This window comes from Micromonospora sp. CPCC 205561 (genome assembly GCF_036906775.1).
Taxonomy (GTDB): Bacteria; Actinomycetota; Actinomycetes; order Mycobacteriales; family Micromonosporaceae; genus Micromonospora.
This window is the reverse complement of record NZ_JBAKHV010000015.1, coordinates 1-15195: the sequence shown is the minus strand read 5'-3', so window position 1 is coordinate 15195 and position 15195 is coordinate 1. Positions and strand designations below refer to the sequence as shown.

The window sequence follows — 15195 nt, the reverse complement described above, 5'->3', positions numbered from 1 at the left end:
TCACGGCAGCGGCGGCGTCGAACTGCTCGGCGCCGAGCCGCCCGGGTCCGGGTCGCCCGGCAGCGGGCGGGTGGGCGTCGGCGCCGGGTCGGCCGCCCGCTTCTGCCACGCGCTGACGCCGATCCGGCCCGTGTTGCCGAGGTCGATCGGCCCGTCGAGGCCGACGACCTGCGCGGACCGGCCCACGGCGGGGGCGACCTCCAGCCGCTCGCCGGCCGTGGCGACGACCGTCGGGTCCGTCACCAGGTTGCGCCAGAGCACGGCGGCGCCGGCCCGCTCGCCGGGCCGCAGGATCAGCGGCCGGGGCGGATCGTCGAAGCCCGACGTGATCCCCTCGGCCCCGTCGATCACCCGGACCGGGATCGGGTCGCCGTCGCCGTCGAACAGTCGCGGCACCGGGTAGCCGTCGAGCCGGTAGGGCTCCGTGCCGCAGTTGACCAGCTCCAGCCCGAGGGCCCGCAGACCCATCGCGGCGCTGGTGCCCGGCGAACTGATGTGGACGCCGGAGTCCGGGCAGCCGGCGGTGGGGGCGGCCCCGGACGCCGGCGCGGTCCCTCTCGGTACCCTGCTCGGCGCCGGTTCGACCGACGGCAGGTCACCCGCCGGGGAGCAGGCGCCCAGCAGGACGAGTCCGCAGACCGCGAGCCCGACCGTCCGCGTCGGGTCTGGAACTCCCCGGTGACGGCGCGCCGCGGGTCGGGCTTCGGGAAGTGCCATCGCCCGATCATCGCACCCGCCGGTGCGGCGCCGATCCTGGGACGGCGGCCGTCGAGCGCGGTTCGGCCGCCCCACCTGCGCGACCACCGCTCCGGGCACCCTCCGGGCGCCTGTCGCGCCGGCTCGGCCACGACATCACCGGTCCCGGAACCCGGCCGACGCGGTCGGAGCGGGACGGGAGCCGCCGGTCCGCCTCGCCCGGGTGGTGGCGGGCCCGCACCGACGTAAGCGGGGGCGTGTCGGGGTCAGTGGGAACGGGGCCCGCGCCTGCGGGTGGAGGAGTCCACTGCGGTGTCGCCGTCGGCGGAGCCGGCCGTGCCGCCGTCGGTGCCGGTCGCGCGGGTGTCGGCGTGGCTCAGCTCCACCAGCTTCGTGCCCCTGAGCTGGTAGACGGCGGTGCGTCGGATGCTCAGCTCCGCCGTCGGGCCGTCCGCGGGCCGGGTCAGGTAGACCACCGTCGCCCTGCCGTCGCGGACGCTGACGCTCTGCACCGGCGTACGGTCGCCGAGGTCGGCCTGGGCCTGGTAGTCCGGCTTTCCTCCGACGTTGCGCCAGGCGGCGAGGGTGAAGAAGCGGCCGGTGCCGCCGCCGTCGAGCATGACCACTCCGATCGCGTCGGCCGCGCCGTCGCCGTCGAGGTCGCCGACGGCGCACGGCCGCTGCAACTCCACTGTCGTGCCGTCCCGGTCGGACCAGCGGCCGTCGGCGAGGGGGATCGGGGCCGCGTACCCCTGGTAGCGGACCTTCGGGCTGCCGACCCGGGTGTCGCGCAGCGCGGCGCAGGTGAGCCGGTCACCGGTGCGGCGCGTCGGGGTCGCCCGGCTGGTCGCCGGGGCGGCGTCGGCGTCGTCCCGCTGCGCGGCGGTGCCGGCGGCCCGGTCGGCGGACCGGCTCCGCTTCTTCCGGCTGCCCGAGGAGCAGGCGGTGGTGGCCACCAGCAGGCAGGCCATGGAGAGCGCCACCACCGGGACGAGTTTGCGACGCATCACGCGTTCCTTTCCGTCGATGTGCCCGCACCGTAGCGGCCTCGCGCCAGCGCGCCCGCCGGTGGTGGACCAGGGCCGGCGCGGCGTCCATCCGGAGGGCGGCAGCGCTCGACGGCCCGGGCGGCGGGGCGTGCCGCGGACCGTCCGGCCGGACGGCCGGGCCTGCGGCGTCGCTCACAGCGTGGGATGTCCCGCCGGTCCGGGCGGCGTCGGTGCTTAGACTCGACGGCACAACTGCATACCTCATCCAGAGGGGCTGAGGGATACGGCCCGACGACGCCCCGGCAACCACCCCGCGCGCTCATCGCAGAGCGACCGGCGGGGCAGGTGCCAATTCCGTCCCCGCCGCAGGGTGCGATGCGGGGAAAGATGAGAGGACCCTCGACATGACGTCGACGTTCGCCCCGCCCGGCATCGACACCACGGCCAGCCCCGCCCGCGCCCTGGTCTGCCGCGCCTGCTCGGCCCGCTACCCGCTCGCCGCCCAGCACGCCTGCTACGAGTGTTTCGGCCCGCTGGAGGTCGACTACGACGCCGCCGCGCTCGCGCGGGTCACCCGGAAGCAGATCGAGGCGGGCCCGCAGAACATCTGGCGGTACGCGGCGTTGCTGCCCGCCGGTCAGGACCCGGCGACGCGGGTCACCCTCGACCCGGGCTTCACCCCGCTGGTGGCCGCCCCGCACCTCGCCGCCCAGCTGGGCATCACCGCTCCGCTCTGGGTCAAGGACGACAGCGCCAACCCGACGCACTCGTTCAAGGACCGGGTGGTCTCCGTGGCCCTGACCGCCGCCCACGCCCTCGGCTTCAGCCGCTACGCCTGCGCCTCCACCGGCAACCTGGCCAATTCGGTCGCCGCGCACGCCGCCCGGGCCGGCGCGCCGTCGGTGGTCTTCATCCCGAGCGACCTGGAGCAGGGCAAGGTGGTCACCACCGCCGTCTACGGCGGCGAGCTGGTCGCCATCGACGGCTCGTACGACGACGTGAACCGGCTCTGCGGCGAGCTGGTGGAGACGGACGAGTTCGAGGACACCGCGTTCGTCAACGTGAACGTACGCCCCTACTACGCCGAGGGGTCCAAGACGCTCGGCTACGAGGTGGCCGAGCAGCTCGGCTGGCGGATCCCGGCGCAGGTGGTGATCCCGATGGCCTCCGGCGAGCTGCTCACCAAGATCGACAAGGCGTTCACCGAGCTGGTCGAGATCGGCCTGGTGGAGGCGCCGGCCGGCGGCTGGAAGGTGTTCGGCGCCCAGTCGGCCGGCTGCAACCCGATCGCCACCGCGCTGCACGCCGAAAGCGACACCATCGTCCCGGTCAAGCCGACCGGCATCGCCAAGTCGCTGAACATCGGGGACCCGGCCGCCGGCCTCTACGCCCTGGAGGCGGTGCGCCGCACCGGGGGCTGGATGGAGTACGTCGACGACGACGAGATCCGCGCCGGCATCCGGCTGCTGGCCCGGACCACCGGCGTCTTCGCCGAGACCGCCGGCGGGGTGACCGTGGCGGTGCTGCGCAAGCTGGTCGAGGCGGGCCGGCTCGACCCGACGGCGGAGACCGTCGTCTTCAACACCGGCGAGGGCCTCAAGACCCTCGACGCCGTGGCCGCCGAGGTGGGCCCCACCCACCGCATCAAGCCCTCCCTGCGCGCCGCCCGAGACGCCAACCTCCTCTCCTGACCACCCCCACCCGCCCCGCCTTCCCACCCCCACCCCACCCCTCGCCCCGCCCCCGCCACACCCGCCCCGCCATCTTGCACTCGTCGCCCCCGCATTCCCGACATTTCGGCCCGGCTGGGGGCGGAAAGTGCAAGATCGCGGGGGCAGGAGGGGGCAGGACGGGGCGGGGCGGGGAGGGAGGGGGCGGGGGAGGGGGGGGCGGGGAGCGGTGGGTAGCTGTGGTTTTGCTGTGCGTACGCGAAATGCGGTCCCGAGGACTTGACGGCAGGAAAGGGACGGCGCAGGATGCTCCCTGCGGGAGGGCGTTTCGCCGGAGACTTTCAGTTCTTGCGACCCAACGCCGGAGGCGTTGTGCGAGCGTCCCTCCCGACCAACGTTCCGATCGGGCCGGCGTAAAATCGCTGGCCCGATCGTCGTTTCATGACGCACCCTCACCTGATGGGCATCACGATCGCGCCGCTCGACGTCGCCGACCAGGCCGCGATCGACCAGGCCTACCGGATCGGCGCGGCGGCCAACGAGGCCGATCTGCCGGACTTCCCGCCCTTCTGCCGGCGGCGCTTCGAGGCGTCGGTCCGGCACCCGATGCCGGGCAACGCCCCGCTCTGGGCGCTGGCCCGGCTCGACGGCCTGCCGGCCGGCTACCTCGCGCTGGAGCTGCCGCAGCTCGACAACACCGAGAACGCCACGGTCGACCTGATCGTGCACCCGGGGTACCGGCGCCGCGGCGTCGGCCGGGCGCTGCGCGAGCACGCCGTACGCCTGCTGCGGGAGCGGGGTCGCAAGCGGGTGGTGGGGATGGCGGTCCACGCGCTGCCCGGCGGCCCGGCCCGGTCCGGGGCGGGCGCCGCCTTCGCCGCCTGGGCGGGCGCCCGGCCGGCGCTGGCCGAGGTCCGCCGCCGGCTCGACACCACCCGGCTCGACGACGCCGCCCTGGACGCGGCGCTCGCCGAGGCCCGGTCCCGCGCCGCGGGCTACCGCACCGTCCGCTGGCAGGGCCACACCCCCGAGGAGTACGTCGCCGACATCGCCTACCTCGACGGCCGGCTGATGGCCGACGCGCCCCTGGGCGACGTGGAGTGGGAGCCGGAGCGGATCGACGCCGACCGGCTGCGGGGCACGGACCTGGCGCTGGACGCGCGGGGCCGGCGGCGCTACCACACGGCGGTGCGCCACGAGGCGTCCGGCCGACTGGTCGCCTGGACCCTGCTCGACGTGGGCGCGTCGGCCGACTGGCACGCGTTCCAGCAGATCACCCTCGTCGACCCGGAGCACCGCGGCCACCGCCTCGGCCTGCTCGCCAAGGTCGAGAACCTGCGCCATTTGCTGGCCCACGAGCCGGCGGTACGCGCGATCGACACCTTCAACGCGGCCGAGAACGCCCACATGGTGCGGATCAACGAACAGCTCGGGTTCCGCCCCGTCGACGGCTGGACCGACTGGCAGCTCACGATCTGAGTTGTGACACGGCCCTACTGATACTGGGGCTTCCTGTTGCATGATGGCGGGCATGACGGAGACCCCGCACCCCCTGTACGACAGGCACGCCGACACCCTCAACCGTGCGCTGACCGCGATCACGGAGCGCGGGTACTGGTCCGCCTACCCGGAGTCGCCCAGCCCCCGGGTCTACGGCGAGACCGCCGCCGCCGACGGCAAGGCCGCCTTCGAGGCGTACCTCGGCGGCGACTTCCCCCTCGACCAGCCGGGCACGGCCGACCGGGTCGCCACCGAGACGAGCCCGTTCGGCGTCGAGCTGGACGTCCGCTACCCGCACGCCGGCGCCGACGAGCTGGTCGCCGCCGCCTCGGCGGCCCTGCCAGGCTGGCGCGACGCCGGCCCGCAGGCCCGGGTGGGCGTTTGCCTGGAGATCCTCGACCGGTTGCACAAGCACATCTTCGAACTGGCCAACGCGGTGCAGTTCACCAGCGGCCAGGCGTTCGTGATGGCGTTCCAGGCCGGTGGCGCGCACGCGCTGGACCGCGCGCTGGAGGCGGTCGCCTACGCGTACGCGGAGATGACCCGGCACCCGGGGACGGCGGGCTGGGAGAAGGCGGCCGGTAAGGGCGACCCGCTGCGGATGAGCAAGACGTTCCACGTGGTGCCCCGCGGTGTGGCGCTGGTCATCGGCTGCAACACGTTCCCGACCTGGAACTCGTACCCCGGGCTGTTCGCCTCGCTGGTCACCGGCAACCCGGTGGTCGTCAAGCCGCACCCGCGCGCCGTGCTGCCGCTGGCCATCACGGTCAGGTACGCCCGCGAGGTGCTCGCCGAGGCGGGCTTCGACCCGAACCTCGTCCTGCTCGCCCCCGAGGCCCCCGGCGAGAAGCTCGCCTCCACGCTGGCCCTGCACCCGGCCGTGCGGATCGTCGACTTCACCGGCTCGACCGAGTACGGCGACTGGCTGGAGACCAACGCCCGGCAGGCGGCGGTGTACACGGAGAAGGCCGGGCTGAACACGGTGGTGATCGACTCCACCGACGACTTCGCCGGGATGTGCCGCAACCTCGGCTTCACGCTGACCCTGTACAGCGGCCAGATGTGCACCACCTCGCAGAACATCCTGATCCCCGCCGGCGGCATCTCCACCGACCAGGGGCACAAGAGCTTCGACGAGGTGGCCGGCGGGATCGCGGCGGCGATCGCGAAGATCACCGCCGACCCGGCGCGCGGGGTGGAGATGACCGGCGCCATCGTCAACGACGGGGTGCTGGAGCGCCTCGACGAGGTCACCAAGGTCGGCCGGGCGGTGCTGGAGTCGCGTACGGTCGAGCACCCGGCCTTCCCCGGCGCGGTGGTCCGCACCCCGACGCTCGTCAGGCTGGCGGCCGACGACACCGCGACCTACTCGCAGGAGTGGTTCGGGCCGATCTCGTTCGCCATCGCCACGGACTCCACGGCGCACAGCCTGGAGATCCTGCGCTCCACGGTCGGCGAGAAGGGCGCGCTCACCGCGGCGGTCTACTCCACCGACGAGGCGGTCCTCGACGCGGCCGAGGCGGCGGCGATCGAGGTCGGGGTGCACCTGTCGTGCAACCTGACCGGCGGGGTCTTCGTGAACCAGTCGGCGGCCTTCTCCGACTTCCACGGCAGCGGCGCCAACGCGGCGGCCAACTCCGCGCTCACCGACGGCGCGTACGTGGCCAACCGGTTCCGCATCGTGCAGTCCCGCCGCCACGCCTGATCCGGCGCGATCGTTCCCGGGCCGGCTCCAGCGGGCCGGCCCGGGCACCCGTCGCCGACGACGTGCCCCCACGGCCGGGCTGCGCGGGCGGCACCGGCGACGGATCAGGCCGGGCGGCGCATCTGGAGTTCGGTGAGCGCCGGCACGGTGGGGTGCGGGACGCGTACGCCGGTGTCGACGAAGCCCAACCGCCGGTACGCGCGGTAGGCCCGGTCGTTGCCGACCACGACCTCCAGCATCAGCTCGGGGCGTCCGCAGGCCCGCGACCAGGCCGCCACCGCGTCGATCAGCCCGCCGAGCAGGCCGGTACCACGCCAGGACGGGGTGACGTAGACGGCGTACACCACTGTCAGCCCCGGCTCCCCGGGGGCCGCCGTGCCGCCGGCGTGCCCCACCAGCGGGCCCCCCGGGTCCGCGACGAACTGGGCGGTGCCGGCGCCGGCGGAGACGGCCGCGATCCGGGCCGCGTAGTCGGCGTGCGAGCGGGCCGCCGCCTCGGCGAGGGTCTCCAGGAAGGCCAGCGGCGCGTCGGCGAGCATCTCCAACCGTAGGGCCCGCATCCGGGCCGCGTCCCGGGGCCGGACCCGCCGGACCACCGCCCGCCGCCCCGGCCCCGACCCGTCGGGCGCGCTCGTCATGACGCATGCCTACCACAGCGATGATCGCCGATGGCGACCGACCGGAATATGTCCGATTTGTGGTCGTGCGTGGTCGTCACGCTTCGTGTAGCGTGCGATTTCGGTCACCGTTTCAGCGGCCCTCGTCGATCGCCGAACCGGTGGTCCTCCGGTGCCGGTCGCCCGGCCTCCGGGGTCGTGGAACGCCGCGCAGAGTGAGGAAGTGCACCGTGGCACAGGGCACCGTGAAGTGGTTCAACTCCGAGAAGGGCTACGGCTTCATCGCCGTCGACGGCGGGCAGGACGTCTTCGTCCACTTCTCCGCGATCGAGATGGACGGCTACAAGGCACTGGACGACGGCCAGCGGGTCGAGTTCGAGGTCGCCCAGGGGCAGAAGGGCCCCCAGGCCGAGCGCGTACGCGTCATCGCCTGACCGGCCGCCGCCCTGGCGCCTCCCGCGCCGGCCGTCCACCGTGGGTGCCGGGCGGAGCCTTCCGGCGTCGACCGGGCCGTCCGCGGCCTCAGGTCGGTCGGGGGCGGGCGTCGGCGCGGTTGCGTCGGCAGGGAAGGATCGTGAGCCGTTCCAGCCATCGCTGAGGAGGGTTCATGTCCGACCAGCCGCCCCCGGCCGCGCCGCCCCCGGGAGATCCCGACCCCGCCGCCCCGCCGCCCCCGCCCTTCGGGCAGCCGGTCGGTCGGACCCCGGGTGATCCCGTCGTCCCGTCCGCCGGGCCGGGCGTTCCGGGCTCGGGCGTTCCGGGGTCGGGCGTTCCCGGCGGGCCGGCGGGCCCGCAGCCGCCGCAGGACCGGGTCTTCCCGCCCACCGGCGGGTTCCCGGCCGGCTCCGGCCCGTACGGCGGGCAGCCGTGGTATCCGGGCGCCCCGGTCGTCTACCCCGGACAGCCGGTCCACGGCTGGTATCCGCCGGGGCACGGCCTCGACCCGGCCGACCTGCTCGTCACTCCGCCCGGCGCCGGCGTGAGCGGTTGGTTCGACCGGTGCGTCGGCGCGGTGCGTCGGGGCTGGCGGCTGTTGCTGCCGATCCTGCTGCTCACCCAGGTGCTGCCGGCCGTGGTGGTGTCGGTGCTCTCGCTGGTCGTCGACCCGTCGGCGAAGTGGGAGGAGTCGATGGCCGGCGATCCCGCCACGCTGCCCGACACCTTCGTGACCGACATGGGCGTCCTGCTCTCCGTGGTGTTCGGCAGCGCCCTCGTGTTCGGCCTGGTGCAGAGCCTGGGCTGGGCGGCGGGCAGCTGGGTGGTCGCCCGGCAGGCGGCCGGTCAGCCGGTGAGCGTGGGCGCCGCCCTCTCCTACGGCGCGCGCCGGGCGCTCGGCCTCTGGGGCTGGACCCTGCTGATGAGCGTGATCATCGGGCTCGGTGTCTGCCTCTGCGTCATTCCCGGCATCTACTTCGCCTTCGCGCTGAGCATGGCCGGCCCCGTCTACCTCTTCGAGCGGCAGCACCCCATCGGCCGTTCCTTCCGGATGTTCCACGACCGGCTGGGGCTGCTGCTCGGCCGGGTGGCGCTGGTGGCGGCGGCGGTCATCATCGGCGGCGGGGCGGCCGGCCTGGTGGAGAGCATCGGCGCGCTGCCGTTCGGCACCACCCCGCTGGAGGCGCCGGGCACGGCGCTGGGCGTGATCGTGGTGGCGCTGGTCGGCGGGGTCCTGGCCCTGCCCACGCACCTCGCCCAGCTGGTCGGCCTGGTCGTCACGTACGCCGAGCAGCGCGCCCACGAGGGGCCGGTGGACAGCGCCCGGCTGGCCGGTGAACTCGGCTGACCGGAGCCATCGTGCTTGCACTCGGCAGGGGAGAGTGCTAAACAAGTCATTGGCACTCGCATACCGTGAGTGCCAATGGTCGGGGCGGTAGGGCCACGGCCGCAGCAGCGTCCAGACGCGGCTGCGGCACATGGCCGGTCGTCGCGGGCTATCCGGCCCGGCCGAGGAGACGTCGTCGTCGCCAGGTGGCGACGTCCCAAGGTGCGTACACCAGGCGGCCCATCCGGGACACACACTCCGGGTGGCCCGTGAGTGTCCAGGAGGACAACGCCGTATGGCCAAGATGATCGCGTTCGACGAAGAGGCGCGCCGCGGCCTCGAGCGGGGCATGAACCAGCTCGCCGACGCCGTGAAGGTGACCCTCGGCCCCAAGGGCCGCAACGTCGTCCTCGAGAAGAAGTGGGGTGCCCCCACCATCACCAACGATGGTGTGAGCATCGCCAAGGAGATCGAACTCGAGGACCCCTACGAGAAGATCGGCGCCGAGCTGGTCAAGGAGGTCGCGAAGAAGACCGACGACGTCGCCGGTGACGGCACGACGACGGCGACCGTCCTGGCCCAGGCCCTGGTTCGCGAGGGCCTGCGCAACGTGGCCGCCGGTGCCAACCCGATGGCCCTGAAGCGGGGCATCGAGGCCGCCGTGGCCAGCGTCTCGGAGGAGCTTTCCAAGCTCGCCAAGGACGTCGAGACCAAGGAGCAGATCGCCTCCACCGCCTCCATCTCCGCCGGTGACAGCACCGTCGGCGAGATCATCGCCGAGGCGATGGACAAGGTGGGCAAGGAAGGCGTCATCACCGTCGAGGAGAGCAACACCTTCGGTCTGGAGCTTGAGCTCACCGAGGGCATGCGCTTCGACAAGGGCTACATCTCGGCCTACTTCATGACCGACCCGGAGCGCATGGAGGCCGTCTTCGACGACCCCTACCTCCTGATCGTCAACAGCAAGATCTCGTCGGTCAAGGACCTGCTCCCGATCCTGGAGAAGGTCATGCAGTCGGGCAAGCCGCTGCTGATCATCTCCGAGGACATCGAGGGCGAGGCCCTGGCCACCCTGGTCGTCAACAAGGTCCGGGGCACCTTCAAGTCGGTCGCCGTCAAGGCGCCGGGCTTCGGTGACCGCCGCAAGGCCATGCTGGCCGACATCGCCATCCTCACCGGTGGCCAGGTCATCAGCGAGGAGGTCGGCCTCAAGCTGGACGCCGTCGGCCTCGACATGCTGGGCCGCGCCCGCAAGGTCGTGGTGACCAAGGACGAGACCACCATCGTCGACGGTGCCGGCGACGCCGAGCAGATCCAGGGCCGGGTCAACCAGATCCGGGCCGAGATCGACAAGAGCGACTCCGACTACGACCGCGAAAAGCTGCAGGAGCGGCTGGCCAAGCTGGCCGGCGGCGTCGCGGTGATCAAGGTCGGCGCGGCCACCGAGGTCGAGCTGAAGGAGCGCAAGCACCGCATCGAGGACGCCGTCCGCAACGCGAAGGCCGCCGTCGAGGAGGGCATCGTCCCGGGTGGTGGCGTCGCGCTGGTGCAGGCCGGCAAGACCGCCTTCGACAAGCTGGACCTGGTCGGCGACGAGGCGACCGGTGCGAACATCGTCAAGGTCGCGCTGGACGCCCCGCTGCGGCAGATCGCCGTCAACGCCGGCCTCGAGGGCGGCGTCGTGGTGGAGAAGGTCCGTAACCTGGAAGCGGGTCACGGCCTCAACGCCGCCAACGGCGAGTACGTCGACCTGCTGGCCGCGGGCATCATCGACCCGGCCAAGGTGACCCGGTCGGCGCTGCAGAACGCCTCGTCGATCGCGGCGCTCTTCCTCACCACCGAGGTCGTCGTGGCGGACAAGCCGGAGAAGACCCCGGCCGCCCCGGCTGGTCCGGGTGGCGGGGACATGGACTTCTGAGTCCAGCTCCAACGCCGGGAGGGGCGGGTCGCGTCAGCGGCCCGCCCCTCTCGCTGTCACGTGGGCAGCGGTCGCTGGTTGCGTCTCTTCTGCGCCCGGCCGTACGGCTGGGGGATCTGCACCGGCTCGTCGACCAGCGTCACGGGCTCGTCGGCCGGCTCGTCGGTCCCGGTCATCTCCGCCTGCTGCTCGGCGTCGCCGTAGTCGAGCCGGTCGAACGGCAACGGGCCGGGGCTTTCGTCGTCCGTGGTCATGGCTGCCTCCTCTACCGAAACGGTAGGGCGGGAGGATCACCGATGCGGACGAATGGCGTTATCAGGGTCTATATCCCTTTCGCCCGTTGTCAGGCTCCGAGGGTCCTGCGGTACAGGAAGAAGACCCGCTCGATCCGGGCGCCCGCGCTGCCCGAGTAGAAGGGCACCGGGCCCACCCAGCCGATCTGCGCCGCCGACACGCCCGCCGCCCGCTGGTCGCGCAGGCACCGGCGCAGCAGCACCCCGCCGATCCCCGAGCCCTCGGCCGCCGGGGCCGTGCCCATCGGGCCGAACCAGCTCGGCCGGGACGAGCCGTACGCGGCGAAGCCCAGCACCTCGCCGTCGCGTTCGGCCAGGTGGCAGCCCGCCCCCTCGTGGCCCACCGAGCCGGCCAGCTCGGCGTCCCAGGCGCCGCCGAAGGCGCCCCGGGCGAACTCCGCCAGCGCCGGCAGGTCTTCCGGCCCGGCGCGGCGGACCGTCACCCCCCGCCCGGCCAGCCGCGCCTCCGCCTCCTCGGTCGGGCGCAACGCGGGCGAGCCGTCGTACGACAGGTCGGCGGTCATGTTCCAGGCCGTCCGGTCCTGCGTGTACCCGAGCGCCGACGCCGCGCAGATGGCCGGGGTGTACCGCACGTCGATGCCCGGCCAGGCGTAGTGCGGCGGATTGCCGGCGAGCAGCACCTCCGCCGCGCCGAGCCCGGCGAGCCACGCCTCGGCGGCCGCCAGCAGGGCCCGCCCGACACCTCGCCGCCGCTGCTCCGGTGCCACCGCGACCAGGTCGACGTGACCGCGGGCGACGCCGTCGCCGGGGGCGAGGGAAGCGATGAGCGCACCGACCAGGCGCCCCTCCCGGTGCGCGCCCCAGGCGGCCACCGGGCGGTGGGTGGCGGCCCGTGCCCAGAGCGCGTCCACGATGGCCGCCGCCTCGGCCGCGTCCTCCGGCAGATCCAGTGCCCGACCGCAGAGCTCGACCACGGTGTGCCGCTGATCCGGTCCCAGCTCGACGATCTCCAGGTCCATGGCGCCGACCCTAGATCACCGGGCGTTCCCGGTGGAAGGGGCGCTGCCGGCGCGGCCCGGTCGGTGGAGCAGGTGGCTGGCCTGCCGCCACGGCCCGGACGCGTCAGTCGGCCGGCTTCGGCTCCGGGTCGGGCTCGGGGAGGGTCGGCGCGTCGGTCGGGTAGAGGCCGGCGACGAACCCGTGGACCTGGTCGCCCGAGCGGGGGATCTGGGCGAACCGGCGGGCCAGCGCCTGCACCTCGGCCCAGAACGCCCGCACCTCCTCCGCCGGGATGCGGGCGTGTACGAGGGTGCAGCGCAGCTCGTCGGCGGCGTGGGCGGCGGCGGATTCGGCCACGGCCTCCGCGAGTCCGTTGACGGCGGTGGCGACCTGTCTGTCCTCCGGTCGGGTGAGCGCGCCGATGTAGAGCGTGCGGGCGACGCGGCCGTAGTACCGCTCCTCGATCGCCCGCACCCTCCGGGTCCGCACCACCCGGAGCAGGCCGGCGTCGACGAGCGCGTTCACGTGGTAGGCGACGCTGCTCTTGGGCCTGTCGACCGCCCGCGCCAGCTCGGTCACCGTGGCGGCCCGCTCCAGGAGCAGCTCCAGGAGGGTGGCGCGCAGGGGATCGGCCAGCGCGCGAAGCTGGGCGGGTGCGGTGACCACGAGCATCTCGTCGAGGTCGTAGTCCGGGATCCGCTCATTGCTCGACATTTCTCGACCGTTCTAGAATCATGGATCATTCGATCGTCGTCGTCAGTTGACAGGAGTGTAGAGATGGCCGACGTGGTCCTGTTCCACCACTTGCGCGGGCTCACCGACGGGCTGCGCGGGTTCGCCGAGCAGTTGCGGGCCGGCGGGCACACCGTGCACACGCCCGACCTGTTCGAGGGCGAACGCCCGGCGACCCTCGACGAGGGCTTCGCGCTCACCAAGCGCGTCGGCGGCGAGGTGCTGCGCGAGCGCGCCGACCGGGCCGTGGCCGAGCTGCCTGACGCCCTGGTCTACGCGGGCTTCTCCTGGGGCGCCGCCACCGCCCAGCGGCTCGCCCAGACCCGGCCCGGCGTCCGTGGCGCGCTGCTCTACGAATCCTGCCTGCCCGTCACCGGCGAATGGGCCGTCGGCCCCTGGCCCGCCGGGGTTCCGGTGCAGATCCACGGCATGGACAAGGACCCGTTCTTCGCCCTGGAGGGCGACATCGAAGCCGCCCGTGAACTGGTCGGCATCGCCGGGGCCGACGTCGGCGAGCTTTTCGTCTACCCGGGCGACCAGCACCTGTTCACCGACAGCGCGCTGCCGTCGTACGACGCGGAGGCGACGGCACTGGTGCTGCGCCGGTCGCGGGAGTTCCTCGACCGGCTGGGGTGAACCGGCGCCCCGCCCGGGCCTCACCCCCGGGCCGCCCGCACCGCCGCGTACGCGTCGACCAGGCCGGCGCCGGTGACGTTCCGGTCGCCGCCGCAGGTCCGCGTCGGGGAGGCGTACGTCGGCACGGCCGGGGTCGCCGTCTCCGCGAGGATCCGCCGGGTACGGGACAGGTCGCCGACCAGCGCCGGGTTGGCCGACCACATCAGCGCCACCACGCCGGCCACCTGCGGCGTCGCCATCGAGGTGCCGCTCAGGGCGGCGTAGCCGCCGCCGGGCATCGCGGAGAGCACCTCGTCGCCCGGCGCCACCAGGTCCGGCTTGGCCGCCCCGGGCACCGGGCCACGGGACGAGAAGCTGGTCACCCGGCGCTGCCGGTCCACCGCGCCGACGGTCAGCACGTCCGCGTACGGGGCCGGCGGATCGTCGATCGAGCCGCAGTACGGCCCGGTGTTGCCGGCCGCGGCGACCACCAGGATGCCGGCCGCCTCCAGGGCGGCGGTGGCCGGCCGGAGCACCCCCGGGTCGCAGCCCTCGATCGCCGGGCAGCCCCACGAGTTGGTGAGGATCTCCGGGGCGCGTGCCGGGCGCCCGTCGGTGAACGGGTCCCCACCCGTCGGGAAGGGCGCCAGCATGAACTGGAGACAGTCCAGGTAGTAGGCCGGGTTGCCCAGGTTGCGGTCCAGGTTGACGCAGCCGACCCACCGCGCGCCCGGGGCCACCCCGATGCCGCCCCGGCCCACCGCGCTGCCCAGCGTGTGGGTGCCGTGCCCGCCCTGGTCGGTGGGCGCCCGGGTGCCGTCCCACGGGTCGTGCCAGGAGTCGTCGCCGCCCCGGAAGCCGCCAGCCAGCGCCGGGTGCCCGCCGTCCACCCCGGAGTCGGAGCTGCCCAGCACGATCCCGGCGCCGTCCACCCCGAGCTGGGACCAGACCCGGTCCGCGCCGAGCATCCGGACGTTCCACTCGGGACCGGCCGGCGCGGGCGCGGTGCCGCGGCTCTGGCCGGCCGGCGCGGGCAGCGGCCGTACCCGCTGGCTGACCAGCACCCGGGCCACCTCGGGCCGGCTCGACAGCCAGGCCCGCACCGCCGGCCCGCCGTCCACCTCGACCGCGTTGACCAGGTAGTAGGGGGTGTGGCCCAGCCGCAGCCGGCGCAGGTCCCGGCGCAGGTCGGCCTGGGTCCGCTCGGCGGTGGCGACCAGCCGCCGGTAGACCTCGCCGGCCCGGGCGTCGCGGCCGGCCCGCCCGGTCGCCGCCGGGACGGCGCCGAGGTCGGCCTGCTCGCGCAGCACCACGAAGAGCCGCTCGCCGTGCAGACCGGGCTGGGCCGCCACGGCCACCACGCCGACCGCGACCAGCAGCGCGGCGGCGGTCACCCCGGCCACCCGCCGGCTCGGCCGCCGGCCCCGGCCTAGCAGCACGCCGTACGCCACGGCGAGCAGGACCGCGACGGCGAGCCCGGCGCCGGTGGCGGCCGCGACCCAGAACGGCACGTCGCGGGTGTTGGCGAGGACGAGGGTGATCTCCTCGGGGTCGGTGAACGCCAGCGGGCCGAACACGGCGAGCCCGACCAGCCAGCGGATCGCGGCCGGGTCTGCCGGCGCCGCCCGCCCGGCCCCGCCGAGCGGAACGGCACCCGGCGGGCCGGCGGGCACGGTGCCCGGCGGGCCGGTCGGCGCGGCGGGCACGGCGCTTGCCGGGTCGATCGGCGCGGCGGGCG

The 15195-nt window shown here is 74.3% G+C and carries 14 protein-coding genes and 1 riboswitch; of the genes, 7 read left to right on the top strand and 7 right to left on the bottom strand.

The genetic code is table 11. The features are described 5' to 3' along the window. Together V6V16_RS10865 and V6V16_RS10860 are read right to left on the bottom strand one after the other, a co-directional pair. Nucleotides 1-717 carry a DUF4232 domain-containing protein gene (locus V6V16_RS10865; RefSeq protein WP_334561808.1) on the bottom strand — a complete coding sequence of 239 codons (717 nt, stop codon included), beginning with the start codon at nt 715-717 and terminating at the stop codon, nt 1-3. Between the two features lie 245 nt (nt 718-962). After that, the gene (locus V6V16_RS10860; RefSeq protein WP_334561806.1) at nt 963-1703 is read right to left on the bottom strand and encodes a hypothetical protein; all 741 of its coding nucleotides are present in this window, start codon (nt 1701-1703) and stop codon (nt 963-965) included. Nucleotides 1704-1943: 240 nt separating this feature from the next. Beyond that, nucleotides 1944-2079: riboswitch (SAM riboswitch) on the top strand. 10 nt (nt 2080-2089) lie between these two features. Here V6V16_RS10860 and thrC point away from each other — a divergent pair. The 3 genes from thrC (at nt 2090) to paaN (ending at nt 6560) form a co-directional block, all read left to right on the top strand. Then, entirely contained in the window at nt 2090-3376 is a 1287-nt protein-coding gene (gene thrC / locus V6V16_RS10855) for a threonine synthase (RefSeq protein ID WP_334561805.1), read from the top strand. Between the two features lie 438 nt (nt 3377-3814). Further along, nucleotides 3815-4834: a GNAT family N-acetyltransferase gene (locus V6V16_RS10850; protein ID WP_334561914.1), complete on the top strand. Its 1020-nt coding sequence runs from the start codon at nt 3815-3817 to the stop codon at nt 4832-4834. 52 nt (nt 4835-4886) lie between these two features. Beyond that, nucleotides 4887-6560: a phenylacetic acid degradation protein PaaN gene (gene paaN / locus V6V16_RS10845; RefSeq protein WP_334561804.1), complete on the top strand. Its 1674-nt coding sequence runs from the start codon at nt 4887-4889 to the stop codon at nt 6558-6560. Nucleotides 6561-6664: 104 nt separating this feature from the next. Here paaN and V6V16_RS10840 read toward each other — a convergent pair whose 3' ends face one another. Next, the gene (locus V6V16_RS10840) at nt 6665-7198 is read right to left on the bottom strand and encodes a GNAT family N-acetyltransferase (RefSeq protein WP_334561803.1); all 534 of its coding nucleotides are present in this window, start codon (nt 7196-7198) and stop codon (nt 6665-6667) included. 209 nt (nt 7199-7407) lie between these two features. Between V6V16_RS10840 and V6V16_RS10835 the strand changes: the two genes are divergently transcribed. The 3 genes from V6V16_RS10835 (at nt 7408) to groL (ending at nt 10857) form a co-directional block, all read left to right on the top strand. Then, nucleotides 7408-7611 carry a cold-shock protein gene (locus V6V16_RS10835; protein WP_121656584.1) on the top strand — a complete coding sequence of 68 codons (204 nt, stop codon included), beginning with the start codon at nt 7408-7410 and terminating at the stop codon, nt 7609-7611. A 173-nt stretch (nt 7612-7784) separates the two neighbouring features. Beyond that, nucleotides 7785-8960 (top strand): hypothetical protein, encoded by a 1176-nt coding sequence (locus V6V16_RS10830; protein WP_334561799.1) that lies wholly within the window; start codon nt 7785-7787, stop codon nt 8958-8960. 274 nt (nt 8961-9234) lie between these two features. Beyond that, nucleotides 9235-10857, top strand: a complete 1623-nt coding sequence (gene groL / locus V6V16_RS10825; RefSeq protein ID WP_334561797.1) for a chaperonin GroEL — start codon at nt 9235-9237, stop codon at nt 10855-10857. 56 nt (nt 10858-10913) lie between these two features. Here the strand turns inward: groL and V6V16_RS10820 are convergent, their stop codons facing one another. The 3 genes from V6V16_RS10820 to V6V16_RS10810 form a co-directional block, all read right to left on the bottom strand. Then, nucleotides 10914-11111: a hypothetical protein gene (locus V6V16_RS10820; protein ID WP_334561795.1), complete on the bottom strand. Its 198-nt coding sequence runs from the start codon at nt 11109-11111 to the stop codon at nt 10914-10916. An 89-nt stretch (nt 11112-11200) separates the two neighbouring features. Continuing rightward, the gene (locus V6V16_RS10815; RefSeq protein WP_334561793.1) at nt 11201-12130 is read right to left on the bottom strand and encodes a GNAT family N-acetyltransferase; all 930 of its coding nucleotides are present in this window, start codon (nt 12128-12130) and stop codon (nt 11201-11203) included. A 103-nt stretch (nt 12131-12233) separates the two neighbouring features. After that, nucleotides 12234-12824, bottom strand: coding sequence for a helix-turn-helix domain-containing protein (locus V6V16_RS10810; RefSeq protein WP_334561792.1), 591 nt, complete (start codon nt 12822-12824; stop codon nt 12234-12236). Between the two features lie 63 nt (nt 12825-12887). Here V6V16_RS10810 and V6V16_RS10805 point away from each other — a divergent pair, with 63 nt between their 5' ends. Further along, nucleotides 12888-13478: a dienelactone hydrolase family protein gene (locus V6V16_RS10805; protein WP_334561790.1), complete on the top strand. Its 591-nt coding sequence runs from the start codon at nt 12888-12890 to the stop codon at nt 13476-13478. Between the two features lie 20 nt (nt 13479-13498). Here the strand turns inward: V6V16_RS10805 and V6V16_RS10800 are convergent. Continuing rightward, a partial coding sequence (locus V6V16_RS10800) for a S8 family serine peptidase (RefSeq protein WP_334561788.1) occupies nt 13499-15195 on the bottom strand: 1697 nt, incomplete at its 5' end.

Bases quoted from the DNA above. Each gene is read 5' to 3' on its own strand.
- V6V16_RS10810 (WP_334561792.1), bottom strand. From the start codon at position 12,824: ATGTCGAGCAATGAGCGGATCCCGGACTACGACCTCGACGAGATGCTC.
- thrC (WP_334561805.1), top strand. From the start codon at position 2,090: ATGACGTCGACGTTCGCCCCGCCCGGCATCGACACCACGGCCAGCCCC.
- paaN (WP_334561804.1), top strand. From the start codon at position 4,887: ATGACGGAGACCCCGCACCCCCTGTACGACAGGCACGCCGACACCCTC.
- V6V16_RS10805 (WP_334561790.1), top strand. From the start codon at position 12,888: ATGGCCGACGTGGTCCTGTTCCACCACTTGCGCGGGCTCACCGACGGG.
- V6V16_RS10850 (WP_334561914.1), top strand. From the start codon at position 3,815: ATGGGCATCACGATCGCGCCGCTCGACGTCGCCGACCAGGCCGCGATC.
- V6V16_RS10820 (WP_334561795.1), bottom strand. From the start codon at position 11,111: ATGACCACGGACGACGAAAGCCCCGGCCCGTTGCCGTTCGACCGGCTC.
- V6V16_RS10865 (WP_334561808.1), bottom strand. From the start codon at position 717: ATGGCACTTCCCGAAGCCCGACCCGCGGCGCGCCGTCACCGGGGAGTT.
- V6V16_RS10815 (WP_334561793.1), bottom strand. From the start codon at position 12,130: ATGGACCTGGAGATCGTCGAGCTGGGACCGGATCAGCGGCACACCGTG.
- groL (WP_334561797.1), top strand. From the start codon at position 9,235: ATGGCCAAGATGATCGCGTTCGACGAAGAGGCGCGCCGCGGCCTCGAG.
- V6V16_RS10840 (WP_334561803.1), bottom strand. From the start codon at position 7,198: ATGACGAGCGCGCCCGACGGGTCGGGGCCGGGGCGGCGGGCGGTGGTC.
- V6V16_RS10860 (WP_334561806.1), bottom strand. From the start codon at position 1,703: ATGCGTCGCAAACTCGTCCCGGTGGTGGCGCTCTCCATGGCCTGCCTG.
- V6V16_RS10830 (WP_334561799.1), top strand. From the start codon at position 7,785: ATGTCCGACCAGCCGCCCCCGGCCGCGCCGCCCCCGGGAGATCCCGAC.